Origin of the sequence: Fontisubflavum oceani (assembly GCF_030407165.1) — a bacterium.
GTDB classification, from domain to species: domain Bacteria; phylum Pseudomonadota; class Alphaproteobacteria; order Rhodobacterales; family Rhodobacteraceae; genus Rhodophyticola; species Rhodophyticola oceani.
The window spans coordinates 2917893-2942725 of record NZ_CP129111.1 but is presented as its reverse complement, the minus strand read 5'-3'; the positions used below and the strand labels follow the sequence as shown (position 1 = coordinate 2942725).

General features: G+C 60.5%; 22 protein-coding genes, 3 tRNA genes and 3 pseudogenes. 15 read left to right on the top strand and 13 right to left on the bottom strand.

The genetic code is table 11. From position 1 onward, the window contains the following. Window positions 1-84 precede the first annotated feature (84 nt). The 3 genes from QTA57_RS14990 (at window position 85) to QTA57_RS14980 (ending at window position 1967) form a co-directional block, all read left to right on the top strand. Entirely contained in the window at window positions 85-666 is a 582-nt protein-coding gene (locus tag QTA57_RS14990) for a histidine phosphatase family protein (protein WP_290152214.1), read from the top strand. A gap of 102 nt (window positions 667-768) precedes the next feature. Further along, window positions 769-844: transfer RNA gene (locus tag QTA57_RS14985), tRNA-Val, on the top strand. A 184-nt stretch (window positions 845-1028) separates the two neighbouring features. Beyond that, entirely contained in the window at window positions 1029-1967 is a 939-nt protein-coding gene (locus tag QTA57_RS14980; RefSeq protein WP_290152213.1) for a pirin family protein, read from the top strand. A 63-nt stretch (window positions 1968-2030) separates the two neighbouring features. Here the strand turns inward: QTA57_RS14980 and QTA57_RS14975 are convergent, their stop codons facing one another. From QTA57_RS14975 to QTA57_RS14965, 3 genes are all read right to left on the bottom strand, one after another. Further along, entirely contained in the window at window positions 2031-2489 is a 459-nt protein-coding gene (locus QTA57_RS14975; protein WP_290152212.1) for a GNAT family N-acetyltransferase, read from the bottom strand. Window positions 2490-2588: 99 nt separating this feature from the next. Beyond that, on the bottom strand, window positions 2589-3080 hold the full coding sequence (locus QTA57_RS14970; protein WP_290152211.1) for an SRPBCC family protein: 492 nt from the start codon (window positions 3078-3080) through the stop codon (window positions 2589-2591). After that, window positions 3077-3544 (bottom strand): ArsR/SmtB family transcription factor, encoded by a 468-nt coding sequence (locus QTA57_RS14965; protein ID WP_290152210.1) that lies wholly within the window; start codon window positions 3542-3544, stop codon window positions 3077-3079. Before QTA57_RS14965 ends, QTA57_RS14970 begins: the two co-directional genes overlap by 4 nt. Here QTA57_RS14965 and QTA57_RS14960 point away from each other — a divergent pair. The 5 genes from QTA57_RS14960 to QTA57_RS14940 all read left to right on the top strand — a co-directional run bounded on the left by QTA57_RS14960 (window position 3543) and on the right by QTA57_RS14940 (window position 6280). After that, window positions 3543-4505 (top strand): DMT family transporter, encoded by a 963-nt coding sequence (locus tag QTA57_RS14960; RefSeq protein WP_290152209.1) that lies wholly within the window; start codon window positions 3543-3545, stop codon window positions 4503-4505. The genes QTA57_RS14965 and QTA57_RS14960 overlap by 2 nt on opposite strands. Continuing rightward, window positions 4502-5047: a GNAT family N-acetyltransferase gene (locus QTA57_RS14955; protein WP_290152208.1), complete on the top strand. Its 546-nt coding sequence runs from the start codon at window positions 4502-4504 to the stop codon at window positions 5045-5047. The genes QTA57_RS14960 and QTA57_RS14955 overlap by 4 nt, the downstream gene beginning before the upstream one ends. Window positions 5048-5155: 108 nt before the next feature. Next, window positions 5156-5232: transfer RNA gene (locus QTA57_RS14950), tRNA-Asp, on the top strand. A gap of 34 nt (window positions 5233-5266) precedes the next feature. Next, a tRNA-Asp gene (locus QTA57_RS14945) sits at window positions 5267-5343 on the top strand. Window positions 5344-5644: 301 nt separating this feature from the next. Beyond that, the gene (locus QTA57_RS14940; RefSeq protein ID WP_290152207.1) at window positions 5645-6280 is read left to right on the top strand and encodes a hypothetical protein; all 636 of its coding nucleotides are present in this window, start codon (window positions 5645-5647) and stop codon (window positions 6278-6280) included. A gap of 321 nt (window positions 6281-6601) precedes the next feature. On the opposite strand, the gene mnmA is transcribed toward QTA57_RS14940, so the two are convergent. Continuing rightward, a complete protein-coding gene (gene mnmA, locus QTA57_RS14935) occupies window positions 6602-7750 on the bottom strand; it encodes a tRNA 2-thiouridine(34) synthase MnmA (RefSeq protein WP_290152206.1) in 1149 nt (382 codons plus the stop codon). 133 nt (window positions 7751-7883) lie between these two features. Here mnmA and sciP point away from each other — a divergent pair, with 133 nt between their 5' ends. From sciP to QTA57_RS14910, 5 genes and pseudogenes are all read left to right on the top strand, one after another. Beyond that, the gene (sciP, locus tag QTA57_RS14930) at window positions 7884-8159 is read left to right on the top strand and encodes a CtrA inhibitor SciP (protein WP_290152205.1); all 276 of its coding nucleotides are present in this window, start codon (window positions 7884-7886) and stop codon (window positions 8157-8159) included. A gap of 119 nt (window positions 8160-8278) precedes the next feature. Beyond that, window positions 8279-8992, top strand: a complete 714-nt coding sequence (gene ctrA / locus QTA57_RS14925) for a response regulator transcription factor CtrA (protein WP_145209412.1) — start codon at window positions 8279-8281, stop codon at window positions 8990-8992. A 123-nt stretch (window positions 8993-9115) separates the two neighbouring features. Beyond that, window positions 9116-11331, top strand: a pseudogene (gene ligA / locus QTA57_RS14920) (NAD-dependent DNA ligase LigA). Continuing rightward, window positions 11324-13420 (top strand): ATP-dependent DNA helicase RecG, encoded by a 2097-nt coding sequence (recG, locus tag QTA57_RS14915; RefSeq protein WP_290152203.1) that lies wholly within the window; start codon window positions 11324-11326, stop codon window positions 13418-13420. The pseudogene ligA and the gene recG overlap by 8 nt, the downstream one beginning before the upstream one ends. Before the next feature lie 106 nt (window positions 13421-13526). Beyond that, window positions 13527-13649: a hypothetical protein gene (locus QTA57_RS14910; RefSeq protein ID WP_290152202.1), complete on the top strand. Its 123-nt coding sequence runs from the start codon at window positions 13527-13529 to the stop codon at window positions 13647-13649. Window positions 13650-13852: 203 nt separating this feature from the next. On the opposite strand, the gene QTA57_RS14905 is transcribed toward QTA57_RS14910, so the two are convergent. Beyond that, window positions 13853-14305, bottom strand: coding sequence for an iron-sulfur cluster assembly scaffold protein (locus tag QTA57_RS14905; RefSeq protein WP_145217152.1), 453 nt, complete (start codon window positions 14303-14305; stop codon window positions 13853-13855). 72 nt (window positions 14306-14377) lie between these two features. Between QTA57_RS14905 and hisI the strand changes: the two genes are divergently transcribed. Then, window positions 14378-14737 (top strand): phosphoribosyl-AMP cyclohydrolase, encoded by a 360-nt coding sequence (gene hisI / locus QTA57_RS14900; protein ID WP_290152200.1) that lies wholly within the window; start codon window positions 14378-14380, stop codon window positions 14735-14737. Between the two features lie 9 nt (window positions 14738-14746). Here the strand turns inward: hisI and gluQRS are convergent, their stop codons facing one another. The 5 genes and pseudogenes from gluQRS to gyrA all read right to left on the bottom strand — a co-directional run bounded on the left by gluQRS (window position 14747) and on the right by gyrA (window position 21322). Beyond that, window positions 14747-15619, bottom strand: coding sequence for a tRNA glutamyl-Q(34) synthetase GluQRS (gene gluQRS, locus QTA57_RS14895; protein ID WP_290152199.1), 873 nt, complete (start codon window positions 15617-15619; stop codon window positions 14747-14749). Further along, a complete protein-coding gene (locus QTA57_RS14890) occupies window positions 15616-16215 on the bottom strand; it encodes a class I SAM-dependent DNA methyltransferase (protein WP_290152198.1) in 600 nt (199 codons plus the stop codon). Before QTA57_RS14890 ends, gluQRS begins: the two co-directional genes overlap by 4 nt. A 23-nt stretch (window positions 16216-16238) precedes the next feature. Next, a complete protein-coding gene (gene trmFO / locus QTA57_RS14885; RefSeq protein ID WP_290152197.1) occupies window positions 16239-17594 on the bottom strand; it encodes a methylenetetrahydrofolate--tRNA-(uracil(54)-C(5))-methyltransferase (FADH(2)-oxidizing) TrmFO in 1356 nt (451 codons plus the stop codon). Between the two features lie 63 nt (window positions 17595-17657). Beyond that, a complete protein-coding gene (locus tag QTA57_RS14880) occupies window positions 17658-18260 on the bottom strand; it encodes a DoxX family protein (RefSeq protein WP_290152196.1) in 603 nt (200 codons plus the stop codon). Window positions 18261-18584: 324 nt separating this feature from the next. Beyond that, window positions 18585-21322, bottom strand: a pseudogene (gene gyrA / locus QTA57_RS14875) (DNA gyrase subunit A). A 195-nt stretch (window positions 21323-21517) separates the two neighbouring features. On the opposite strand from gyrA, the gene QTA57_RS14870 reads away from it, so the two are divergent. Further along, complete coding sequence (locus QTA57_RS14870) at window positions 21518-21787, top strand: usg protein (protein ID WP_171560821.1); 270 nt, start codon at window positions 21518-21520, stop codon at window positions 21785-21787. Between the two features lie 60 nt (window positions 21788-21847). Here QTA57_RS14870 and QTA57_RS14865 read toward each other — a convergent pair. From QTA57_RS14865 to rocF, 3 genes and pseudogenes are all read right to left on the bottom strand, one after another. Next, window positions 21848-22907: pseudogene (locus tag QTA57_RS14865) on the bottom strand (ornithine cyclodeaminase). 11 nt (window positions 22908-22918) lie between these two features. Beyond that, window positions 22919-23821 carry a citrulline utilization hydrolase CtlX gene (gene ctlX, locus QTA57_RS14860; RefSeq protein WP_290152194.1) on the bottom strand — a complete coding sequence of 301 codons (903 nt, stop codon included), beginning with the start codon at window positions 23819-23821 and terminating at the stop codon, window positions 22919-22921. Further along, window positions 23818-24747 (bottom strand): arginase, encoded by a 930-nt coding sequence (gene rocF / locus QTA57_RS14855; protein ID WP_290152193.1) that lies wholly within the window; start codon window positions 24745-24747, stop codon window positions 23818-23820. Before rocF ends, ctlX begins: the two co-directional genes overlap by 4 nt. Window positions 24748-24833: the final 86 nt, after the last annotated feature.

Below are 24833 nucleotides of genomic sequence, written 5' to 3'. Positions count from 1 at the left end.
GCTTGATGCGTAGATCAAGGCCTCGGCGCTTGTATCTGGTCACCGGTCGGCTTAGGGCGGTCTGAGTTCAGAAGGGCCGTGCCGATGCCTCCGATTTACATCCTGCGCCATGGGGAAACCGTCTGGAATCTGGAAAGCCGGTTTCAGGGCGCGCTCGATTCCCCATTGACCGCAAAAGGCGAAGCCCAGGCCCGCATCCAAGGGCGGATTGTCTCGCGGATTCTGGCTGAGACGCCGAACCTCTCTGTTTATTGCAGCCCGCAGGGGCGTGCCCGCGCCACTTGGGAGATCGCACGCGGCGGCTATGATGGCCCAGTGGCGTTCGATGAGCGCCTGGCCGAGGTCAACATGGGCGCGTGGCAAGGCCTAACCCGAGACGAGGCCGCAACCCGCTGGCCCACGCTTTTCTCAAACCCTGGCAGCTATCTGGAACGCGCTCTGACAGCGCCCGAAGGGGAGCGCTATGCCAGCCTGCTCACCCGGGTGCTCGGGGTGCTAGACGATCTGAACGGTCCCACGCTGATCGTCACCCATGGTGTCACCTCCTCGGTAATCCGGGGACTCTGCCTTGGCTTGGAGTTCGATGAGATGACCTGGCTCGACCATGAGCAAGGTGTGGTCTTTGCCATTCGGGATGGGGTTGAGACCGTGTTGCGAGAGGCGTGACACCAGAAACACCCTTATTCGGTCCTCGGAAGGTTTCTCGAACGGACCAGGCAGAAGCCCACTTGCATCCCGCCCCAGCTTTTTGTTAGAGCATCTCCGGTCGGGTGATTAGCTCAGTTGGTAGAGCGCTTCGTTTACACCGAAGATGTCGGGAGTTCGAGCCTCTCATCACCCACCAATCAATCCTGTTTTGAGCGATGCGCAGCATGGGCTACAATGCCTATCCAGTCGCGCGCAGAAATCTTCTCAACGTTGGTGCAGCGTGCGTTTGCGCACAGCGCCTGTTGGTCGATCCCCCTGCCCAAACCGCCCAACACGTCCTACCTTTACCGCAATCAAGTTTGCCGAAGGAGGCCCCGCCGATGAGCTGGAACCCTGCACTGGACCCCGACTGCCCCACCGACGACGCGGTTGACGCGATTGAAACCGTGATTGTGCCCCGCGCCCGCGACCTCGGCGATTTCGAGGTGCGCCGAGCCTTGCCCGCGCCGAAACGCCAAATGGTCGGCCCGTTTATCTTCTTCGATCAGATGGGCCCGGCAGAGTTCGTCACCGGCAAAGGTGTGGATATCCGGCCGCATCCGCATATCGGCCTGGCGACCGTGACCTATCTCTACAAGGGCAAATTCCACCATCGCGACAGCCTCGGCACCGATCAATGGATCGAGCCAGGGGCGGTGAACCTGATGACGGCGGGCCATGGCATCACGCATTCGGAGCGGATCGATGGCGAGATGTTGAAGGCGCCCTACAATCTTTTCGGCATCCAGACCTGGATCGCGCTCCCAAAAGGGGCCGAAGACGGTCAGGCCGCGTTTGTTCATGCGGGCAAATCCGAACTGCCGCTGTTGGAAGGCGAGGGCAAAGAGATGCGCCTGATCCTCGGCAACGCTTATGGTGAACGGGCCCCGGTCGAAACCGCGTCCGAGATGTTCTACGCCGATGCGCTGCTGCAACCCGGCGCGCGGCTGCCAATGCCGGACGATCACGAGGATCGCGGGGCTTATGTGGTCTCGGGTCGCGTCGAGATCGCGGGGCAGCGCTATGAGGCGGGGCAGATGATGGTCTTCCGCCCCGGCGATCGGGTGTCGATGACCGCCGGCGAAGAGGGCGCGCGGGTGATGATCCTGGGCGGTGAGACGCTCGAAGGCCCGCGCTATATCTGGTGGAATTTCGTGGCGTCCTCAAAAGAACGGATCGAAGAGGCGAAGGAGGCCTGGCGCGCGGGCGATTGGGAGCATGGCCGGTTTCAACTGCCACCGACGGATCAGGAAGAGTTCATCCCGCTGCCGGAGCGGTAGGCTTGCTGTTTCCCCGCACGTGCTCTTTCTAAACGCCCGCTTCGCCGCCGAAGCGGGCGTTGCTTAAACGGGCTTATCAAAAAAGACGCGATTGAAGCCGTCTTCTCGTCTCCGCTCGATTTCCCGATAACCGAGATGTGGATAGATCGACAGATTCTCTGTCATTTTCTCGTTCGTGTAGAGCTTGACCGATGTCGCTTTGGACCGTTTCGCCTCTGCCTCACAAAACTCGATGAGACGCTTGCCGATACCTCGACCCGTCGCGTCCGGGCGAACGGCGACGTTTTCCAGAAGGACGTGATCACCCTCCTGATAAAAGATGATGAACCCAACGACATCGGCCCCTGCGTCGACGGCGACATAGGTATGACCTGACGCAATCAGAGAGCGGAAATCCGCGACCATTGGGGCGGGCTTTTTCCCAATCGCTGCAACATATTGATCATAAGCGTTTTCTGCACAGGATCGGATAGCGGGTTCATCGCCTTTCTGCGCTTGCCTGATCTCAAAGCGTTCGCTCATAGGTGTCTCCAACCCACAGATGCAGAAACCCTATTCCTCCGGCGTACCAGTGTGCAAGAAAGGCGCGGACCGGGGTTTCTTGCCTTTGACACCGACTGCTTACTGCAGCTCGGCCAAGATTTCCGCTAGGATCTCCATACCGGCGGCCCAGCCTTTGTCCATACCTGCGAGGGCGGCGGCAAAACAGGCAACCTCGGCCTCAGTCGCCTCATGCGGTTCCCAGGTTAGCCGCATTTTGGTTTTGCCTCCGACCTCGCCAAAGGTGACGGTGGTCAGAAGGACGCGGGGCCAATCCGGCATCATTGGGTTGGCGATCACGTTCCAATCCGCATCGGCCATGGAATGGAGCCAGACGAGGCGTTCCGGCGCGACCACTTCGGTATACTCAACCCGCTGATAGTTGGAGTTTCCGTTCCATCTCATCTCTCCCAGCCAAAGACCGCCGGGCGCGACGTCGAGCTGATGGATGATGGTCTCAACACCCGGCCCATACCAGCGGGCGAGCAACTCCGGCTCGGTCCAGGCGCGCCAGACGAGCGCTGCGGGCGCTTCAAATTCACGCTCCAGCACATAGATTGGAGTCTCGGTCATCGGTCTATCCTCTCTACCGTCTTTAAATCTTCAAGTAATGTGTCGAGTTGGTCGAAACTGCCGGACCAGAACTGTTCGAATTCCTTGAGCCATGCGACGGCGGCGGCCATGTTCGCCGCGTTTAGCCGGGCAGGGCGGCGTTGCTTATCGATGGCCCGTTCGACGAGGCCGGCGCGTTCCAGCACTTTAAGATGTTTCGAAATCGCGGGCTGGCTCATCTGAAACGGCGCGGCGATGTCGTGGACGGGCGCGTCGCCTTGGGCAAGCCGGGATAAAATCGCTCGGCGCGTTGGATCGGCCAGGGCGGCGAAAACCGCGTCCAGGTTGGGGTGCCCCTCTTTATAACCAAATTGTTCCATAACTAGATGGTTATTTCGTTTGGCCCCATCCGTCAAGCGGACCGATCGGCTGGCTCTGGCGCGCACCGGTTTTTTCGCGTAGCGGGCAGGGAGGAGGGGTGACATGGCTGAGTCTGTCGAGATCAAATCGGGCAACGATGGCAAGGCGGCCATTGGGTTGATCCTGATGGCCATGTTCTTCATCTCGATCAACGATATGATGATCAAGGCGCTGTCGGACGGCTATCCGTTGCATCAGATGGTTTTTATCCGCTCGGCCATTGGCATCTGCATTGCGCTGATGATTTTGCGGATGGAGGGCGGTTTCCATCTGCTCAAGACCACGCAACCTGGCTTGCATTTGATCCGCGCGCTGCTGATCGTCTTCGCGAATATGACATTCTTCGCTGCTTTGGCAGTGATGCCGCTTGCGACGGCGACGGCGATCTTTTTCGTCGCGCCGCTCTTTATCACACTGCTCTCGATCCCTATCCTGGGGGAGAAGGTGGGTCCACGGCGTCTCGGTGCGGTGATTGTGGGGTTCTTGGGGGTCGTGGTGATGACGCAACCCTGGAGTGACGCCGATGCCGGTGCGGCGGGAGGGTGGACATTGGCTTTGCCGATTTTGGCCGCCCTTGGCTATGCGGGGATGAATGTGTTGACCCGGAAGCTTGGGGTGAAATCAAGCGCCGCCGCGATGGCGATCTATATTCAGGGTGCGTTTCTTTGTGTCGGCGGGATCTTCTTTCTGGTTGCCGGCGATGGGCGATTTGCCGAACGGGTCGAACATGACAGTCTGATCTTCTTGCTGCGCGCCTGGACCTGGCCGGCGACCGAGGATGTCTGGATGTTCGTGCTGATTGGGGTTTTGGGCGGTGGCATTGGCTATGCGATCAGCCAGGCTTATCGGACCGGCGCGCCCGCCACTGTGGCCCCCTTCGAATACGCGGCTTTGCCAATGGCGATTTTCTGGGGCTGGGTGGTGTTTGGCGAGGTCCCGTCAGCGGCGGTTTGGGTCGGGATTGTGCTGATTGCGTCGGCGGGGCTTTATGTATTTTGGCGCGAACGCCAGGCGTCAGAGACATGAGTTTGGTGATCCGCCCGGCCTGTGAGGATGACTTGTCGGGGCTTCAGGCCCTGCATAGCGCCAATTGGCAGACCACCTATGCCCCCTGCTTCAAAGCTGGCGCTTTAGATGCGCCTTTGACGGCGATGATGGCGCAGAAATGGGTCCCCGATGTTTTGGACAAAGCTGAGGTTGCGGTGGCGGAATGGGACGGCGCTTTGGCAGGCTTTGCGCTTTGGGATCCTGGTCATAAGGACGGGCCGTACCTGGACAATTTGCATACGGCAGCCGGGATGCGCGGGAAGGGTGTTGGGCGGCACCTGATGCGGGCAATCTGCGCCGACTTGCGGCGGCGTGGCCTGTCATCTCTGTCGCTGGTTGTTTTGGAGGAGAACAAGGCGACCCGGAGGGTGTATCGGCATTGGGGCGGTGTCGAGGGGCCGGTGTTCGACGATCCGCTTTTGGGCGAAACTGTCCCGGCGCGGCGGGTGTTCTGGCCAGATTTGGACGTCTTGGAGGCCTGTTTGGCTGGTGACGCCACGCGTCGGCGGGGCGGATCCTAATCCTTAGTCAGATGGGTGCAGATTTTGAGTGCATGCCCGCTTGACGGGGCGCGGTGCGCAGCATAGACCACACGTCACGCCGAAGCGGATGCGCGAGGCGGATGGTGAGCGGTTGTAGCTCAGTTGGTTAGAGTACCGGCCTGTCACGCCGGGGGTCGCGGGTTCGAGCCCCGTCAACCGCGCCACCACCATCGCTCTTGCATCCTGTTTCGTGTCTGCGCGGTTGTAGCTCAGTTGGTTAGAGTACCGGCCTGTCACGCCGGGGGTCGCGGGTTCGAGCCCCGTCAACCGCGCCATTTATTCCCCTTTGGTTGAATATGCCCTGACGGGCGGTGGCGGCGCGTCGGCTCGTGACCCCTGGGCGGGGTCCTCGCCAACGCGCGCTGCCGCGGGATTATGGGCAAGGTCGCGTGGCGCTTGACCAGTTTAGGTTCTGCTGCGACCGGGTGCGTTCCGACATCACATCTGTGGAGCCGCGCTGGCATCTGCTGGTTTGACTGTTATCGTTTTGGCATGAGATTGGGGCCATGCAGTTTGATTGCGGCAGGGGTAGCGGCTTGGGCCTCTTGGGCCGTTGCGCAAGAGCCAGATGTTTTGATGCCTGATGCTGTCGAGGATCTGACGGGGCAGGCTCATTTTGGGGAAATGGCCTTTCTATCTGAGTTACAGGCGCATATCCCAGGGTTTCTGGCCCGGCCTGGGTCGCCGGATGTATCGGCGACAGAGGGCGATCCGTTTTATTGGGTCATTCAAGGCTCGTTTGGGGCGCCTGGCGGGCGGATTCCGGCGGGGTTGGTACATTGCGCCCGTTATGGTTTGGCGATTCGCGACCAGATGGCCGCGCGTCGTGTGTCTGATCCAGAGGTGTTTCCGCTGTTGACCGCAACGCGGGCAGAGCGGGATGATATGGAGACCTGGCCCGAGGAGGCGGTCGCCCTGCTGCGCTGTAGTTTTGCTTGGGATGATGCACGGCGGCTGCGCCCTTGGACGGAAGACGAGGCCCACGCGCTGCTCGCTCTCGGGTTTGCGGAGACGGTTCGCGTCGACGATACAGTGATCCGCGCGGAAGAGGGGGAACATATTCGCGCGCAATATGATGCCGAGGGGTATCGGCTGGTTGGGCGGGATGGGCCGCGTTCAAGCTTTCACTGGGTGGAGCGGGTTCAGGTGGTTCGCCAGATCAGCCATCAGCGGGTGAGCTTTCGGGTGTTTTTGATGGGCGGGGGCGTGTGATTAGGCGCGCGCGCAAGAGATTTGTGCCTCCGGCGGGGATATTTTGAAGCAGAGAAGCGAGGACCGGGTCAGATGGCGGCACAGATTGCCGCCCGCGGGGCTCCGGATCTTGGCGTGTTTGGTTTCACCAGATGAAGGGTCATTTCGCACGCCATCGGTTGTGTTGCAGAAATGGCCGGTCGCTATCAGGTCTTGAGCAACGTGGCCCACGCGCTTATCCGGCGCGCGGCGGGTTTGGCGCGCGAGGGCCGGCCATAGCGTGCCGCAGCCAGGCGGCCACCAAGAGGCGTCCGAAATTCGAAAGCTCTCCGATCCGGTGACCTATTGTCCGCGCCAGATCCAGCCACCGCCAAAGATGCGGCTGCCTTCGGGGGCATAGAACACGCAAGCCTGGCCTGGGCTCACCCCTTCTTCTGGGGTCAGCAATTCAACCTCGGCCTCCGTCTCGGAGATTGGGCGGATGATCGCGTCCCGCGGCGGGCGGGTGGAGCGGATTTTCACGCCCATATGCCATTCGTCCTGCGAGGTGAACGGCGCATCGCCCAGCCAGTTGATCTCACGGACCGGGACGACACGAGTGGAAAGCGCCTCTTTCGGGCCGACCACCACGCGGCGGCTGTCGGGGTCGAGTTTCACCACATAGAGCGGATCGGTCAGTCCGCCGATGCCAAGCCCGCGCCGCTGGCCGATCGTGTAATGGATCACGCCGGTGTGTTGGCCCAGGACTTGGCCCTCCATATCGACGATATCGCCAGGTTCACCCGCGCCCGGACGGAGCTTTTCGATCACGGCGGCATAATTGCCATTGGGCACGAAGCAGATGTCTTGGCTGTCCGGCTTGTCCGCCACGCTCAGCCCGTATTTGCCGGCCAAAGCCCGGGTCTCCGCTTTCGAGGCCAGATGACCAAGCGGGAAGCGCAGATAAGACAGCTGTTCCGGCGTTGTGGAAAACAGAAAATAGGATTGGTCGCGGCCTGCATCCGCTGCGGAGTGCAATTCTGGCCCTTCTAGTCCCATTTTCCGCTGGATATAGTGCCCGGTGGCCATGCAATCGGCATCGAGATCTTTCGCGGTTTCCAAAAGATCTTTGAATTTCACCCGCTCGTTGCAGCGAATGCAGGGCACAGGTGTCGCGCCCGCCAAATAACTATCGGCGAATTCGTCGATCACGGCCTCCCGAAAGGTATTTTCATAATCCAGCACATAATGCGGGAAGCCCATTTCCTCGGCCACACGACGCGCATCATGAATATCCCGCCCGGCGCAACAGGCGCCTTTCTTGGCCAGCGCCGCACCGTGATCGTAAAGCTGCAATGTCACGCCAACGACATCATAGCCCTCTTCGGCCAGCTGCGCCGCTACGACGGAGCTGTCGACGCCTCCTGACATGGCGACGACCACGCGTGTGTCCGCCGGCGCTTTGGCAAAGCCAAGCGAGTTCAACGCGTCTGTCGGGCGGTCAAGGGCCATCAGGCTGCTCCTGCGGGGGTGAGTTCCAGCGCAATATAGGAAAATGCGCCCTATCCTCAAGCCCCGCACTTACACCTCTTTAAGCAGTTTCCTGCAAGTTTTTGGGCCAAGACTGATATGAGAGAGGATCGTCATGTATATCCGGCGTATAAAAGAGCCGCATGTTGTCACATTGCCCGACGGCACGCAGATGACCCGGGCAGATTTGCCCAGCCCAACAACCCGCCGTTGGGTCGCGAGCCGCAAGGCCGCGGTGGTGCGGGCGGTTGAGTTTGGGTTGGTTTCCGCCACGGAAGCTATGGAGACCTGGAGCCTGTCCGAAGAGGAATTAACTGCGTGGAAAGAGGCGGTTGCGACCCATGGTGAAGCCGCCTTGCGGGCAACCGCCATACAACGTTACCGTCAATAAATGGCATTTACGGGATTGAAACTTAGACCACCGTGCGGAACTATCTAAAAGGGTAACTTGTAATTAACCATTTCACCTCAGGGGTAGCGTCAACGCCGGATAAGAATCGGAGAGAATTGATGCGCGTCCTGTTGGTCGAAGACGATCCCACCACTTCGAAAAGCATCGAGATGATGTTGAGCCATGCCGATCTGAACGTGTATTCGACACCTCTTGGCGAAGAAGGGATCGATCTCGCAAAGCTTTATGATTACGATTTAATTCTTCTTGATCTAAACTTGCCTGATATGACTGGCCATGAAGTCCTGCGGCAGTTGCGTCTCGCGCGGATCGAGACGCCGATACTGATCCTCTCGGGTGCAGACGATACCGAAAACAAGCTGAAGGGGTTCGGGTTCGGTGCGGATGACTACCTGACCAAGCCGTTCCACCGTGAAGAGCTTGTCGCGCGAATCCACGCGATCATTCGCCGGTCGAAAGGCCATGCGCAGTCGGTGATCAAAACAGGATCAATCGCGGTGAATCTCGACGCGAAAACCGTTGATGTCGAAGGTCGCGCCGTTCATCTGACTGGCAAGGAATATCAGATGCTGGAGTTGTTGAGTCTCCGCAAAGGCACGACGCTGACCAAAGAGATGTTCTTGAACCATCTTTATGGCGGCATGGACGAACCTGAGTTGAAAATCATCGATGTCTTCATCTGCAAGCTGCGCAAGAAGCTCAGTCAGGCGACCGGTGGCGACAATCATATCGAGACGGTTTGGGGCAGGGGATATGTCTTGCGCGATCCGCAGCCCGCGCTCAACACAGAGCACATCGCCGCGAGCGCCTGATCGGGCCGCCGTCGACATCTCGCACTGGACCTGACCGCGCCTGCCTCCTATCACTCTGCAAGGATCAGAGCGCGGGAGCGGAATATGAGCAAGGCAGGCGCAAAGCAAGGCCAGGTCGCCGCCATGACGAGGGCTGAGGCAGAGGCGCGCTTGGCTGAGTTGGCGCTAGAGATTGCCGCTGCAAATCTGGCCTATCATCAAGATGATGCCCCTGAGATCAGCGACGCGGACTATGATGCGCTGAAGAAAGAGAACGCGGCGCTCGAGGCCGTGTTCCCTGACCTCAAACGCAGTGACAGCCCGAGCGAACATCTGGGGGCCGCCCCGGCAGAGGGGTTTTCGAAAGTTGCGCATGCTGAGCGAATGCTCTCGCTCAGTAATGCGTTTGATGCCGAGGATGTGGCGGAATTTGCAAGCTTCATTCGCCGGTATCTGGGCATGGAGCCGACTGAGAAACTGGCCTTTACCGCTGAACCTAAGATAGACGGATTGTCGCTCTCCCTTCGATACGAAGAGGGCGTTTTGGTTCAGGCCGCAACGCGTGGCGACGGCGCTGTTGGTGAAAATGTCACCGCAAATGCGCGAACCATTACGGATATCCCAGAGCGTCTCGACGGTGCACCGGCCCTGTTGGAAGTCCGCGGTGAGGTCTATATGAGCCACGCGGATTTTACCGCGCTCAATACCCGCCAAGCCGAGGCCGGTGAGAAGACTTTCGCCAATCCACGCAATGCGGCCGCTGGATCTCTGCGCCAGCTTGATCCGAGAATAACACGCGCCCGCCCGCTGCGGTTTTTCGCATATGCTTGGGGCGCGGTGTCCGACCCCTAGCCGATAGCCAAATGGAGGCGATTGAACGGCTCGCCGATTTGGGGTTTCAGACCAATGACCTCACCCGACGCTGCGAGAGCACGGATGAGCTTTTGGCGCATTACGCCGCAATCGAACAGGCGCGGGCCACGCTTGGCTATGACATTGATGGCGTGGTTTACAAACTCGACGATCTGGCGCTGCAACAGCGGCTTGGTCTCCGGTCGACGACGCCGCGATGGGCCATCGCGCATAAATTTCCCGCCGAACTGGCATGGACTCGGCTTGAGAAGATCGAGATTCAGGTTGGCCGGACTGGCGCGCTGTCCCCCGTTGCGCGGCTCACCCCCGTCACGGTCGGAGGTGTCGTCGTGTCAAACGCGACGCTTCACAACGAAGACTACATTGCCGGTCGCGATGCGAAGGGTGGCCCGATCCGCAGCGGCAAGGACATTCGCGAGGGCGATTGGGTCCAGGTCTATCGCGCGGGCGATGTGATCCCGAAAGTGGCCGATGTTGATCTCTCGAAGCGCCCCGACACCGCCGCGCCGTTCGTCTTCCCGGCGATCTGCCCAGAGTGCAACTCAGACGCCGTGCGCGAAGAGGGAGATGCCGTCCGCCGCTGCACCGGCGGCTTGATCTGCCCGGCGCAAGCCGTTGAAAAACTGAAGCACTTCGTTTCGCGCGCTGCTTTCGATATCGAGGGTCTTGGCGCGAAACAAGTGGAGCAATTCTACAAAGATACCTGGATCGCGGAGCCAGCTGACATCTTCGAACTGGAAGCCCGGTATGGAACGGGATTGCAACAGCTGAGGAACCGCGAAGGGTGGGGCGAAACCTCGGCCAACAATCTCTTTGCCGCGATCAATGACAAGCGAACAATCCCCTTGGCTCGGGTGATCTTCGCGCTTGGTATCCGCCATGTGGGCGAGGTTGCGGCGTCCGATCTGGCGCGCCACTACGGCAGTTGGGACGAGTTTCTGTCCGCCATCGATGCTGCGGCGCCAGCCGCCGATCGGCACCGCGCGGCGGAGGATGCGCTGGCGGCGGAGCGTCGGCAGGCCGCCGATGGCGGGCGTCGCGCCAATCTGGCGGCGGTGAGACAGGCAGTGTGGGACGGGCTTGATCCGTCGGCGCGGGCGGCCTGGGACGATCTGGTTGGCATCGATGGGATCGGTGCAACCGTGGCCGTCTCTCTGGTCATGAGTTTTCAACAGGCCCGCGAGCGCGCCTCCATCGATCGATTGGCCGCGCATCTCACCGTGGAAAATGCGGAGATGCCAGCGGCATCGGACAGTCCGGTCGCTGGCAAAACTGTGGTCTTTACCGGCAGTTTGGAAAAGATGACCCGCGCCGAGGCGAAGGCACGGGCCGAAGGTTTGGGTGCGAAAGTGGCGGGGTCCGTTTCGGCAAAGACCGATCTTCTGGTGGCGGGGCCGGGGGCGGGATCAAAGGCCAAGAAAGCCGCCGATCTTGGTGTTGAGACCATCGATGAGGACGCTTGGCTGGCGTTGATCGGCGATGCCTGAAGCCCGGGGCAGGCCAGAGATACTCTTCCCGCTTTTCGCCGGGCTTGAGACGCTTGATGGTGTCGGCCCGAAGACCGCGAAACACTATGCGGGCCTTCATGTGGAAACGCCGAAAGACCTGCTCTTGACGCTGCCGATTGGCGGTATGGATCGCAGCCGCCGCGCGTCTATCCGTGAGGTGGACCTCCCCGGCATGGCGACGGTTGAGGTGACGGTCGGAAAGCACCGCAAGCCGAGCGGGCGGGGGCCGTATCGCGTCGAGGTGAGCGACGCGCAGACCAGCTTCCAGCTCGTGTTTTTCCATGCGCGCGGTGATTATCTGGAACGGGTCCTGCCGACCGGAAGCCGCCGGGTGGTCTCGGGCAAAGTGGAGCTTTTTGAGAGCATCGCGCAGATGCCGCATCCTGACCACATCCTGCCGCCCGAAGAGGCTGACCAAATCCCCGCTTACGAGCCGGTTTATCCGCTGACCGCCGGTGTGACACAGAAAGGCATGGCGAAAGCGGTGGCCTCCGCCTTGCCGCGCGCGCCCTATCTCGGGGAATGGATCGACCTGGAGCTGCTGAAACGCAAAGGCTGGCCCGCCTGGCCGGAGGCGCTGGCCCAGGCGCATCATCCGCAAGGCCCCGAAGACCTCTCACGCAGCGCGAAAGCGCGTGAACGCCTGGCCTATGATGAGTTGTTGGCCCATCAGATGACCCTCGGCCTCGCTCGCTTATCGGTGCGCAAAGCCAAAGGATTCGCGTCGATCGGCGATGGGCACTTGCGGCAAAAGGTGTTGGGGTCTCTGCCGTTTAGCCCGACCGGCGCGCAACTGCACGCCTTGGATGAGATCGCGGCTGATATGGGTGAGCCGGTGCGGATGAGCCGGCTGTTGCAAGGCGATGTGGGCGCTGGCAAAACCCTGGTGGCGCTCATGGCGCTATTGATCGCGGTCGAGGCCGGCGGGCAAGGGGTGATGATGGCGCCGACCTCGATCCTGGCGGCGCAACATTATGCCAACCTGAAGCCGCTGGCAGAGACCGCGGGCGTTGTGATCGAAATGCTGACGGGGGCCGACAAAGGCGCGGAGCGGAAGGCGAAGCTCGCGGCCCTGGCGCACGGCGACATTCAGATCCTCGTTGGCACCCATGCCGTGTTTCAAGACGATGTGGAATTTGCCGATTTGCGCCTGGCGATTGTCGATGAACAACACCGGTTTGGCGTGCGCGAACGAATTCGGCTGAGCCAGAAGGGCCGGGCGGCGGATATGCTGGTGATGACGGCGACGCCGATCCCGCGCACGCTCAGCCTCGCGCAATACGGCGATATGGACATCAGCGTCTTGGACGAGAAACCGCCGGGCCGGACACCGGTGAAGACGGCGCTGATTTCCACCGCGCGGATCGCCGAAGTGGTGCAGCATTTGCGCGATGCGGTGGAAAAGGGGCGACAGGCCTATTGGGTCTGCCCGCTGGTTGAGGAAAGCGAAGTTTACGAAGCGACCGCGGCGGAGGAACGGTTCAAAGCGCTGCGCGCCGAACTTGGAGAAGGCGTCGTGGGCTTGGTCCATGGGCAACTGCCGCAGGCGGAGAAAGACCGCGCTATGGCCGATTTCCAGGCCGGTCGGACCCGGGTGTTGGTCGCCACGACGGTGATCGAGGTTGGGGTGGATGTGCCCAACGCGTCGATCATGGTGATCGAACAGGCGGAAATTTTCGGCCTGGCGCAGCTCCACCAACTCCGGGGCCGTGTCGGGCGCGGGGCAGCGGCTTCCACCTGCCTCCTGATGTATCGCAGCCCGTTGGGCGAGAGCGCGAAACGACGGTTGAGCGTGTTGCGCGAGACCGAAGATGGCTTTCGGATCGCGGAGGAAGACCTCGCCATTCGCGGCGCAGGCGACCTGATCGGTACGGCGCAATCGGGTATGCCGCGCTTTCGGGTGGCCGATCTGGAGAGCCAAACCGCGCTGATGGCAATCGCGCAGAGCGATGCGCGGGCATTGCTTGAACGAGACCCGAAGCTCAAAAGCCCGCGCGGGCAATCGATGCGGGTCTTGCTCTGGCTCCTGGAGCAGGAGAAAGCAATTCGCCTGATTTCAGTTGGTTAACACGTGAAATCGGCTTTTGTTCGCACATGTTCTCAAAAAGTTCTTTACATGGCGGCGAGAAAATGAGAACAAAAGGTCAACAAAAGATTGAGACAGGACCGCCCCCATGATTGCCCAAGCCGCCCGTATTCTCGCCCAATCCCGCGACACGCTGCTCTCTGATAGCGTCGGCGTGCTGCTTTTGGCTGGTCTGACGGTTGGCCTGTTTCATCTGCCCGGATTGATCTGACATCACGACACTGCCTGCGGTCTGTCAGGGGCCTTTATTCGGCGCGGCCCGTCCCCATTTGCCGCCCCGATCTCACTGCCTGATGAATGTGGTTTCTGCCTGAGCCTGCATTCGGGACCCTGACCTAGAGACACGCGACTGCCGCCGCCTCCATTGCCCCGGAGCGCGGCGGTTTTTTTATCAACGGGTATTGAGTTGGAGGCTCAGGCGCAGTCGGCTTGCTGCGCTTCCGCCATGGCCTGGGAGGTGGCTTCGAGTGCCAACATGATCGAGGCGTGGCGGTTCTTGTAATCCCGCGCGGGTTCGAGAACGTCATAGCCCGCAAACGGCGCCCCCGGGGGCGGCCCACCGTCCTTCAACATCGCTTTTAGCGCGTCGCGGGCGGCTTCAACCTCGGCCTGTGTGCGGCCCAAAATGTTCTGCCCCATCAACGCGGCGGAGGCTTGGCCCAAGGCGCAGGCTTTCACGTCTTGGCCAAAGCGGCTGATCCGCCCGTCTTCGACGTCCAAATCCACCGTTACTGTCGACCCACAGAGCGGCGCACGTTTCTTCACGCTGGCCATGGGGGCCTCCAAGCGCTCGGCCAAAGGCATGTCCGCTGCCAGCGCCAAGATGCGCTGCGAATAAAGCTTGATCAGATCGGTCTCGGCGGTCATCGGTTTGCCTTCCATCGCGTCTCGCCTATAGGTAGCGGCGCTGACCCGCTTTGCAAAGAGGCCCCGCGCAAGATGTCGTTCGATCCTGAAACACTCCGTTACAATGCTGATGGGCTTTTGCCCGCGATTGCCCAAGAGGCCGAGACGGGCGAGGTTTTGATGCTGGCCTGGATGAATGCCGCCGCCGTGGCGCAGACCCTTGAGACGGGCCGCGTCACCTATTGGTCGCGCTCGCGGCAGGCGTTTTGGGTGAAAGGCGAGAGCAGCGGTCACTTGCAGCATCTGGTGGAGATGCGGGTTGATTGCGATCGCGACTGTCTACTGGTTCTGGTCCGGCAAGACGGCCCCGCCTGCCACACCAATCGCCGGGTGTGTTTCTACACCGCGATTCGCGATGGCGAAGAGGTGGAACTGATGGCACCGGAAGAGTAACGCCGCGCGCTAAAGACCTATCATCGCTCGAATATCTGCCGAGCTGGCACCCTCCGCCCGATATTTTGCGATGGCCCGCGCATCATCGCGTTTGGCGAGGCGTTTGCCTGCGTCGTCCCGGATCATGCGGTGGTGATGATAGATGGGTGTGGGTAGGCCCAGAAGCCGTTGGAGCAACACATGGATCGCGGTTGCCTCCGAGAGGTCGGCGCCGCGGATCACATGGGTGATGTTTTGTGCTGCGTCATCTAACACGACGGAGAGATGATACGACGTGCCCATGTCACGCCGGGCCAACACGATATCGCCGATGTGTTCCAGAAAATGCTCTGGAGACAGATGGACGGTGCCAGGGGTTACGCCATCTCCTTCGCCCATCTCAAGATAACTGAGGGAGGGCGTTTTCATGTGCTCCACCGCGGCGCGCATGTTCAACCTCCAGACCCCCGCCGCGAAGGGCACGTTGCGCGCGTCAGCCGGCGAAATGCGGCAGGTGCCGGGATAGAGGAGGCCGTCGGGGCCGGTCGGTAACGCGGCCCCTTCTTGCGGGGCGTTGAGCGCGGCCAAGATGTCTTTGCGGTTGCAGTGGCAGGGATAGATCAGGCCGAGCGTGTGGAGTTGGCGCAAAGCGGCGTCATAGCTGGCCATCTGCTCGGATTGGCGCAGCACCGGTTCGGGCCAGGAGAGGCCGAGCCAACGCAGGTCATCGAAAATCTGTGCCTCCCATTCCGGTCGAGATCGGGATTGGTCGATGTCTTCGATCCGGAGCAGAAATCGCCCGCGTGCGGCTTGTGCCATGTCATAGGCCAAGCAGGCCGAATACGCATGGCCCAGATGCAGCGGGCCGGTTGGAGATGGGGCAAAGCGTGTGGTGAATGTCACGTCTTTTCAATAACATATACGGTGGATTTCACGTCGATCTCTGGCAGGTGGTCCCCGCGCTCTTCGAACAGCGTGCGGACCGTTCCACGTTCCCGCGCCGCCGCGAGCGTTGCGGGATACTCCGGGATTTCTAATGCATGATCATTGTAGGAAAACACCAAGCGCCCGCCAGGCCGCAGCAGATCAAGGCAGGTGCCAAAGAGTGAAGCCGGCGCCGCGCCCGGACCAATCACGCCGACGGCAGCCACGACGTCATAGCTGTCTGGCGGCGTCTCGCCAGACAGAAACAGGTGCCGATAGAGGCCGCGCGCGCGGGCGTGATCCAACATGCCGGACGACAAATCGCAGCCATCGATCACCGAAAATCCTTCAGCCGCCAGCGCCACGCCGGACAGCCCGGTGCCGCAACCCATGTCGAGGATCGGCGCGTCGAACGACAGGCCCGTGCTCCGAAGCGCCGCCGCACATCGCGCAGGTGTGGCATAGCCATTCGCGCCGACCTCAGCATCATAGGTCTCGGCCCATTTGTCATAATACTCCTGCACAGCACGTTTGCCTTGGAGCCCATAGACTTTCTTCAGAAATCCATCCGTCATGCGCCCGAGCCTAGCAGCGAGGTTTAGGCGGCGTCCAGCGTGGTCTGGCCAAGCCATTCGGTCCAGGCGGCTTTGGCGCGATCGGTGTAGGCTTTGTAGCGATCCTTGCGCCCCCGACGCCCCCCTTCCAGGCCCTCGACGGGCGGGAAGAGGCCGAAATTCACGTTCATCGGCTGGAAGGTCTTTGCCTCCGCGCCGCCTGTGATGTGATGGATCAGCGCGCCCATCGCGGTGACGTGCGGCACAGGCGTTAAGGTTTCGCCCCGCAGTTCTGCGGCGGCCATGCGCCCGGCAAGAAGCCCCATGGCGGCGGATTCGACATAGCCTTCGACGCCGGTAATTTGCCCGGCAAAGCGGATATGCGGCTTCGAGCGAAGGCGCATTTGATCATCGAGCAAGGTGGGCGAGTTGATGAAGGTGTTCCTGTGGATGCCGCCAAGACGGGCAAAGCTCGCGTTTTCCAACCCAGGGATCATTTTGAAAACAGTGCTTTGCGCGCCGTATTTCATCTTCGTCTGGAAGCCGACAATATTGAACAAAGTGCCCAGCTTATTGTCACGCCGGAGCTGCACAACCGCATAAGCTTTCACATCCGGTTGATGCGGGTTGGTCAGACCTACGGGCTTCATCGGACCAAAGCGCAAGGTCTCCCGCCCGCGTTCCGCCATCACCTCAATCGGCAGGCAGCCATCGAAATAGCCCGCCGTCTCACCCGGTTTGAACGCCGTCTTCTCCGCACTTAGAAGGGCGTCGATGAACGCTTCATATTGATCGCGGTCCATCGGGCAGTTGAGATAGGCCGTGCGTTCTTCCTCGGTCTCGCCTTTGTCATAGCGCGATTGCATCCAGGCTTTCGACATGTCGATGCTGTCGGCATAAACGATCGGGGCGATGGCGTCGAAGAAGGCCAGGCTGTCTTGGCCCGTCTCCGCCGCAATGGCCTCGGCCAGGGCACCTGAGGTGAGAGGGCCGGTCGCGATGATGACCGGGCCGGTCTCGGGCAGGGCGGTGATTTCATCGCCGGAGATTGTGACGAGCGGATGGGCCTGTAGCCGTGCCGTGACATCCGCCGCAAAGGGCTCTCGATCAACAGCCAGGGCTCCACCGGCGGGCAGGCGGTGACGGTCCGCCATCTCCATGATCAATCCGTCCGCTTCGCGCATCTCCCAATGCAAAAGACCGACGGCGTTTTGCTCATTATCGTCGGAGCGGAAGGAATTGGAGCAGACCATTTCCGCCAGATCGCCCGTTTGATGGGCGAAGGTGCCGGTCTTGGGTCGCATTTCGTGGATCACCACGGGAACGCCCATCTGAACGGCTTGCCACGCGGCCTCGGATCCGGCCATGCCGCCGCCGATGATATGAAGGGGGTGTGTCATAGCGGCGGATGTATCCGCCTGAGCCAGTCTTGAAAAGGGGCGCACCCGGCCCCGATTGTGTTTTTATGGGGCCGTCAGGGCGTGGCGCATCTGCGCGGTTATACGCTCGTCATCTTCCAGTTCGGAGAAGTCGGGCATGACCTCCTCTTCTGCCGTTGCAACAACGCGTGCGACACGGTTTGCTACCCCCTCTGGCATCTGCTCTGGGTCCTCCGGGGCAACAAACTCCACGGTGCGGCGAATGCGACGGGGCGTCACATGGCGCCGAATAGCGCGGCGCCCAAGGCGGTTCTGCGGCGCATTCTCCGCATAGGTCAGGATCAATGCCGCGATCAACGCCAGATCACGCCAGAAACTTCCCAACTCCTGTTCCAAGCCCAATTCGAGCATCTTTAGGTAAGAAGCAAAGAACGTCATCAATCCGAGCAGCAAAGCCGCCCCGCGCATCCAGACGCCAATCATGACCAGATATGCCAACCCAAAGACGACGACTGCCGCCAAGATGGACGCATAAGGTGCCGGTACGATCTGAGATGTCAGCGGTGTCAGATCAGTCCCTGGGATCAATTGCAGGGCCGCCGCAATAAAATATGATGCGATCAGTATTCGAAGAACATTCTGGGCCGCTGTGCTAAGAACCACACTGTCGGATTTTCCGGTTTGCATCTTGTTTTCCCAAAGCTCGTATCAGGCGCCGCAGTTATTCCAGCGCAAGACAATAACGTTCGAGATAAATTATTGTTCTCAATTGAGGCGCGTTTGTGAGGGTATTGAGGTGATTTCGCGAGATTATATTAACGCACCGGCGGGACTGTTTCCCAGGGGTGGCCAATGGCCGAAGCTGCCAGGCTCCACCCCGAGAATGCCAACGAAATGTGAAACAACCACCTGAGAAATCTATGTTTTCAGATGAAAATGTGGTGTCGAAGCCCGGGCGCGTCGGGCGGCGGCCCGCAAGACTCTCGGTGCGCCTAGGCTCAATTGTGGCGATTACTCGGCGGTGTCATCATCCCCTTGATCCGCGATCCAGGCGACGCTGACGACCTCTTCCCCATTGGCCGTATTAAACACTTTCACACCTCCGGCACTGCGGGAGCGGAAGGAAATGCCCTCGACCGGCACGCGAATTGATTGGCCCTTTGAGGTGGCCAGCATGATTTGGTCTTCCAGTTCCACCGGGAAGCTCGCCACCAGCGGGCCGCCGCGCATGGCTTTGTCGATCGCGGCGACACCTTGGCCGCCACGCCCACGCACCGGATAGTCGTGCGAGGAGGAGAGCTTGCCCAAACCGCCAGAGGTGATCGTCAGGATCAGGTCTTCGGCAGCAGACATCTCCGCATAGCGGTCTTGGCTGAGCGAAAGATCGCCCGCGGCCTCTTCATCCTCGTCAGGAAGATCGGCATCCTCCATCAAACCAGCAACCGCCCGACGCATCTTCAGATACGCTGCCCGTTCTTCGGCGCTCGCCTCGAAGTGACGGATCACCGCCATGGAGACAACCTTATGATCACTGGCAAGGCGGATGCCGCGCACACCAGTCGACTCGCGGCCCTTGAAGACCCGGACATCGGTCGTCCGGAACCGGATTGCGCGCCCGGCATCGGTGACCAGCATCACGTCTTCATCTTCAGTGCAGATCCGTGCGTTGACCAAGGTGACGGAGCCATCCTCCGGCAGCCGCATGGCGATCTTGCCGTTGCGCATCACATTGGCGAAATCCGACAGCGCATTGCGGCGCACATCACCAGCCGAGGTGGCAAAGACGATTTGCAGATCGTTCCAGTCCGCCTCATCCCGGTCGACCGGCATAACGGCCGCAATGGAGGTGCCCACTGGGATCGGCAGAATGTTCACCACGGCCTTGCCGCGCGCCGTCCGGCTGCCCATCGGCAAGCGCCAGGTCTTCAGCTTGTAGACCATGCCATCGGTGGTGAAGAAGAGAAGCGGCGTGTGGGTGTTGGCCACGAACAGCGTGGTCACCACATCATCCTCTTTGGTCGCCATGCCTGAGAGGCCTTTGCCGCCGCGCCGTTGCGCCCGGAATTCGGCCAGAGGGGTGCGTTTGATATAGCCGCCCGCGGTGATCGTCACGACCATATCTTCGCGCTCGATCAGGTCTTCGTCGTCCATATCGCCCGACCAATCGATGATCTCGGTGCGGCGCGGCACGGCGAATTGCTCTTTCACATCGGCCAATTCGGAGGAGATGATCGCCATGATCCGTTCGCGTGAGGCGAGGATAGCGAGGTAGTCTTTGATCTTCTCGGCCAGCTCCTGCAGCTCATCGGTGACTTCTTTCACCCCGATCTGGGTGAGCCGCTGGAGGCGCAGTTCCAGAATGGAGCGCGCTTGGGTCTCCGACAGGTTGTAAGTTCCGTCCTCGTTCATCTTATGGGTCGGGTCGTCGATCAACCGGATGTAATCGGCAATCTCTCCGGCGGGCCAGCGGCGCGTCATCAACGCTTGCCGCGCCTCAGCCGCATCGGCGGATTTTCGAATGGTTGCAACAACTTCGTCGACATTGCTCACAGCAACGGCCAGACCGCAGAGAATATGCGAACGCTCGCGCGCCTTCATCAGTTCAAAAGCCGTGCGTCGCGCCACAACTTCTTCGCGGAAATCGAGGAACGCAGTCAGGAACCCACGTAGCGTCAGTTGCTCGGGCCGCCCGCCGTTCAATGCCAGCATGTTGCAGCCGAAAGAGGTCTGCATCTGGGTGAAGCGGAACAGTTGATTGAGCACCACTTCGGCAGTGGCATCGCGCTTCAACTCGATCACCACACGCACGCCGATCCGGTCGGATTCGTCCTGGACGGCACTGATCCCTTCGATCTTCTTTTCGCGGACCAGGTCCGCGATCTTCTCGATCATGCTCGCTTTGTTGACTTGATAAGGAATCTCATCAAGAACAATGGCATAGCGATCTTTCCTAATCTCCTCGACGCGGGTTTTGGCGCGGATGATGACGCTGCCACGTCCTTCGAGATAGGCCTTCCGAGCACCAGTGCGGCCAAGAATGATTCCGCCGGTCGGGAAGTCTGGCGCAGGCACGTAGTCGATCAGTTCTTCGCTGGTCAGATCTGGGTTCACGATCAAGGCCTGACAGGCGTCGATCACCTCGCCGAGGTTATGAGGCGGGATATTGGTTGCCATACCGACGGCGATGCCGCCCGCGCCATTGACCAACATATTCGGGAACCGGGCGGGCAGAACCGTCGGTTCCTGGTCCTTGCCGTCATAGTTGTCTTGGAAATCGACCGTGTCTTTGTCGATATCGGTCAGCAAAAACGCGGCCGGCTTGTCCATACGGACTTCGGTATAGCGCATGGCCGCCGGGTTATCGCCATCCATCGATCCGAAATTGCCTTGCCCGTCGAGAAGCGGCAAAGACATCGAGAAATCCTGTGCCATCCGCACCAGCGCGTCATAAATCGCCCCGTCACCATGTGGGTGATATTTGCCCATCACATCACCGACCGGGCGGGCGGATTTGCGGTAGGATTTGTCGTGCGAATTCCCGGTTTCATGCATCGCGTAGAGGATGCGCCGGTGAACCGGTTTCAACCCGTCACGCAGGTCTGGAATGGCGCGCGAAATGATCACCGACATCGCATAATCGATGAAGGAGGTTTTCATTTCGTCGGTGATGTCAATGGACGGGCCGGAATACTCGGGGCGTTCGGGCGCGGTTTCGTCCATGTTTTCAGGGGTTCTGGCGTGTCAGTCACGCGTATGTGCTCGCTTTTGGCTGCGTCTATATTTTGTTGGGTCAGAGTATAACGGTAACTGCATATGGGGTGCAATGGGGGATGCGCGCTGCCGTTGGCAGCCGCTCGGCCACCTTGCTAACAGGTTGTTTTCTTTGAAAATTAACCACCCTGTGGCAGGCTGACACCAGGAAGGGACCAGGCAAGAGGTGCCCAATGGCAGAAACCGAGACCGAGCTGATGTTGAAGGGCTATGGGTTGACCACAGCCGAAATGTGCTACCGGATGCCGGATTTTCAGAGTGTTCTCAACACCTTCGTCTGGCAGGATTATGACTTGGCCCCGGATTACCCCCGGCTTTTCAAGTTTATCGAATTCTGGCAGGACGAAATCGAAGGCCCGCTGCACTCGGTGCGATTCACCCATCGAAAAATGATCGCGCCGGGCGAATGGCGAAATGTGGTGGGGGAGTTCCCGCTGCATTGATAGGTCGCAAAAATACCGGGATTTGCCGGATTTTGTAACCTATTCCGGTTGTGCGTCGGCTCAGATCGCAGGCTTCGCCCGCTGGACCATGCCGAAGAGATCGCGCGGGTCGTCGGGATCGGCCAGCATGTCGAGTTGCTGATAGAGGCCCGTGTCTTCCAATCGGTCGCGGATATAGCGCAGGGCTGAGAAGTCCTCGATCGCGAAACCGACGCTGTCAAAAAGCGTGATCTGGGCGGGCGAGCTGCGGCCCGTCGCGGTCCCCTCGATGACTTGCCAAAGCTCGGTGACGGGATGGTCTTCGGGCAATTGCTGTATCTCGCCTTCGATCCGGGTCTGTGGCGGGAACTCGACGAAGATGTCGGAGCGCAGAAGAATGTCGCGATGCAGCTCGGTTTTGCCCGGGCAATCGCCGCCGATCGCATTAATGTGGACACCGGAGCCGATCATGTTGTCGGTTAGAATCGTGGCCAATTGCTTGTCGGCCGTACAGGTCGTGATGATCTGCGCGCCTTCCATAGCCTCTTCGGGGGTTTTGCAGGCCTGGAAGCGTGAGGCCTTGGCCCGCGAGATTCTGGATCGCTTTGGCCGTCGCGGCGGGATCGATATCGTAGAGGCGGACCGTGTCGATGCCGCAGATGGCTTTGAAGGCGAGGCATTGAAACTCCGACTGCGCGCCATTTCCGATCATCGCCATAGTGGTCGCGGTTTTCGGCGCGAGATGTTTCGCGGCCATGGCGGACATCGCCGCCGTTCGCAGCGCGGTGAGGATTGTCATCTCGCTCAGCAGCATCGGGTATCCGGTGGCGACATCAGCCAAAAGCCCAAATGCTGTAACGGTTTGTAGGCCTTCCTTCATGTTCTTTGGATGGCCGTTGACGTATTTGAATCCATAAAGCTCGCCGTCAGAGGTCGGCATCAGTTCGATCACGCCCTCGACCGAATGCGACGCGACGCGGGGCGTCTTATCAAAGAGTGGCCAGCGGCGGAAATCGGCCTCGATATAGTCCGCCAGTTCGCGCAGCATCTGCTCCAAGCCCACTTGGTGGATCAGTTGCATCATCGCCTCGACGGAGACGAAGGGAACGAAGGCGCGCTCGGAGGGTTGGGGCAGGGTCATGATGTCAGGTCTCAACGGCGGGACAGGTGGATGCCAGCCAGCATACAACGGACAGAGCCGCCTGCGGCTTCAATGGTGGGAACGGCGAGGGGAAGGAGCGTGGCGCTCGCCTCGATCCGGGCGATTTGGGCGGGCGTGAGCGCGGCCAGAGCGGTGTCGGACAGGGCGAGAATGCGACTCTCACGCCCGGTCAGTTCAAACGCATTGCCAGCGAAGCCGTGGATCTGTTCCGGCGTCAGCGCGATCACATCATGGCCGGTTTCCTCCAACCGGGCCTGGACCGTGGCGCGCCGCTCCGCATCGGTGATCATGTCGAGACCGACCAGTGCGTAATCGGTGCCGATGCCCATCAGAACATTAGTGTGATAAATCGCGCGGCCGATGCTGTCGCGGGCATCGAAGACAATCGGTTCATAGTTGAAATGGGTGCAGAACCGCTCCAGTAACACCGGATCGGCGCGGTTCGAGGCGGCGACATAAGCCACATGGCCCGTATGGTCGAGCACCATCGCGCCAGTGCCTTCCAGCGCCAAACCGTCGGGCTCCAGGCCGGAATAATCGATCACATCCTGCACCCGATAGTCGCGTTTCAACATCTCGATCACATCCCATCGGCGCTCCCGGCGTCGGGTCTCGGCAAACATCGGATAGATCGCCACATGGCCGCCGGCATGAGTGGAGAACCAATTGTTTGGAAAGACAGAATCCGGTGTGTCGGTGCGTTCATCCTCGAAGACATGGACGGTGACACCGGCCGCGCGGAAGCTCTCGACGGCAGCGTCGAATTCAGCCAGCGCGGTGTGCGACGTGCCTATCGTCTCAGATTGAAAGGCGTTGTCAGCCCGGGTCTCGGGATTGGGGCGAAAATGATGTGGACGGATCATCACCACGGCATTGGGCGCTTGCAGGTTCATGCGGCGAAACTCTGGGTTGGTCGGTCAAAGACCTTGCGGCCCATGAGTGACGCGGTGAGATCGACCATCAGCGACGCGGTGCGACCGCGTTCGTCGAGGAACGGGTTCAATTCGACCAGATCAAGCGAGGTGACGAGGCCACTGTCATGCAGGATTTCCATCACCAGATGCGCCTCGCGGAAGGTGGCGCCGCCCGGAACCATGGTGCCGACGGCGGGCGCAATACCGGGGTCGAGGAAATCGACATCCAAGGAGACGTGCAGGAAGCCATTGGCCGCCGCGACCTTGGCCAGGAAGCTGCGGAGCGGCGTCGCGATGCCGTATTCGTCAATCGCGCGCATGTCATGGGCGGCAATCCGGGTTTGGGTCAGGGCAGCGTCTTCTTGCGGGTCGACGGAGCGGAGGCCGAGGATGCAGATGTTTTCTTCCGGGATCGGCGCCGCCAGGGGCGGGAAGAGATCAAACCCGGCCCGTCCCGCGATATACCCCACCGGCGTGCCGTGCAGATTGCCCGAAGTGGTCGTGTCGGGCGTGTGGAAATCCGCATGGGCATCGAGCCAGAGCAGGAATTGTGGGCGGCTTTGGGCTTTTGCATGGGCTGTGACACCGGCCACGGACCCAAGCGAAAGACTGTGATCGCCGCCGAGGAAGATCGGGAAGCCGTCAGTCATGGCGGCTTGGGCGGCCTGGGTCAGTGTTTCGGTCCAGGCGATGGTTTCGGCGAGCGCATGCAGCGCCTGGTTTGGGTGGCTGGGCTGGCCGAAGGGCGCGGGCGTTAAGTTGCCGAGGTCGCGGGTCTCCCGGCCAAGCTCGGTGAGGGCCTTAGCCAGACCAGCGGTGCGGTAGGCATCTGGACCCATCAAGCAGCCGTCGCGGCGTTTGCCGCTATCGACCGGGGCACCGAGGAGGAGACAAGGTTGGGGCATAGAGTGTCCGTGATGTCGCGCGTTTGTTGCTCAATACCTGCCGAAATGGATTAGACAAAACCCTCCAGATTGCGCAAAAAGTCTAG

Excerpts from the sequence above, each read along its gene's own strand:
- QTA57_RS14990 (WP_290152214.1), top strand. The coding sequence starts at position 85 with ATGCCTCCGATTTACATCCTGCGCCATGGGGAAACCGTCTGGAATCTG.
- QTA57_RS14980 (WP_290152213.1), top strand. The coding sequence starts at position 1,029 with ATGAGCTGGAACCCTGCACTGGACCCCGACTGCCCCACCGACGACGCG.
- QTA57_RS14975 (WP_290152212.1), bottom strand. The coding sequence starts at position 2,489 with ATGAGCGAACGCTTTGAGATCAGGCAAGCGCAGAAAGGCGATGAACCC.
- QTA57_RS14970 (WP_290152211.1), bottom strand. The coding sequence starts at position 3,080 with ATGACCGAGACTCCAATCTATGTGCTGGAGCGTGAATTTGAAGCGCCC.
- QTA57_RS14960 (WP_290152209.1), top strand. The coding sequence starts at position 3,543 with ATGGCTGAGTCTGTCGAGATCAAATCGGGCAACGATGGCAAGGCGGCC.
- QTA57_RS14965 (WP_290152210.1), bottom strand. The coding sequence starts at position 3,544 with ATGTCACCCCTCCTCCCTGCCCGCTACGCGAAAAAACCGGTGCGCGCC.
- QTA57_RS14955 (WP_290152208.1), top strand. The coding sequence starts at position 4,502 with ATGAGTTTGGTGATCCGCCCGGCCTGTGAGGATGACTTGTCGGGGCTT.
- QTA57_RS14940 (WP_290152207.1), top strand. The coding sequence starts at position 5,645 with ATGCCTGATGCTGTCGAGGATCTGACGGGGCAGGCTCATTTTGGGGAA.
- mnmA (WP_290152206.1), bottom strand. The coding sequence starts at position 7,750 with ATGGCCCTTGACCGCCCGACAGACGCGTTGAACTCGCTTGGCTTTGCC.
- sciP (WP_290152205.1), top strand. The coding sequence starts at position 7,884 with ATGTATATCCGGCGTATAAAAGAGCCGCATGTTGTCACATTGCCCGAC.
- ctrA (WP_145209412.1), top strand. The coding sequence starts at position 8,279 with ATGCGCGTCCTGTTGGTCGAAGACGATCCCACCACTTCGAAAAGCATC.
- recG (WP_290152203.1), top strand. The coding sequence starts at position 11,324 with ATGCCTGAAGCCCGGGGCAGGCCAGAGATACTCTTCCCGCTTTTCGCC.
- QTA57_RS14910 (WP_290152202.1), top strand. The coding sequence starts at position 13,527 with ATGATTGCCCAAGCCGCCCGTATTCTCGCCCAATCCCGCGACACGCTG.
- QTA57_RS14905 (WP_145217152.1), bottom strand. The coding sequence starts at position 14,305 with ATGACCGCCGAGACCGATCTGATCAAGCTTTATTCGCAGCGCATCTTG.
- hisI (WP_290152200.1), top strand. The coding sequence starts at position 14,378 with ATGTCGTTCGATCCTGAAACACTCCGTTACAATGCTGATGGGCTTTTG.
- QTA57_RS14890 (WP_290152198.1), bottom strand. The coding sequence starts at position 16,215 with ATGACGGATGGATTTCTGAAGAAAGTCTATGGGCTCCAAGGCAAACGT.
- trmFO (WP_290152197.1), bottom strand. The coding sequence starts at position 17,594 with ATGACACACCCCCTTCATATCATCGGCGGCGGCATGGCCGGATCCGAG.
- QTA57_RS14880 (WP_290152196.1), bottom strand. The coding sequence starts at position 18,260 with ATGCAAACCGGAAAATCCGACAGTGTGGTTCTTAGCACAGCGGCCCAG.
- QTA57_RS14870 (WP_171560821.1), top strand. The coding sequence starts at position 21,518 with ATGGCAGAAACCGAGACCGAGCTGATGTTGAAGGGCTATGGGTTGACC.
- ctlX (WP_290152194.1), bottom strand. The coding sequence starts at position 23,821 with ATGAACCTGCAAGCGCCCAATGCCGTGGTGATGATCCGTCCACATCAT.
- rocF (WP_290152193.1), bottom strand. The coding sequence starts at position 24,747 with ATGCCCCAACCTTGTCTCCTCCTCGGTGCCCCGGTCGATAGCGGCAAA.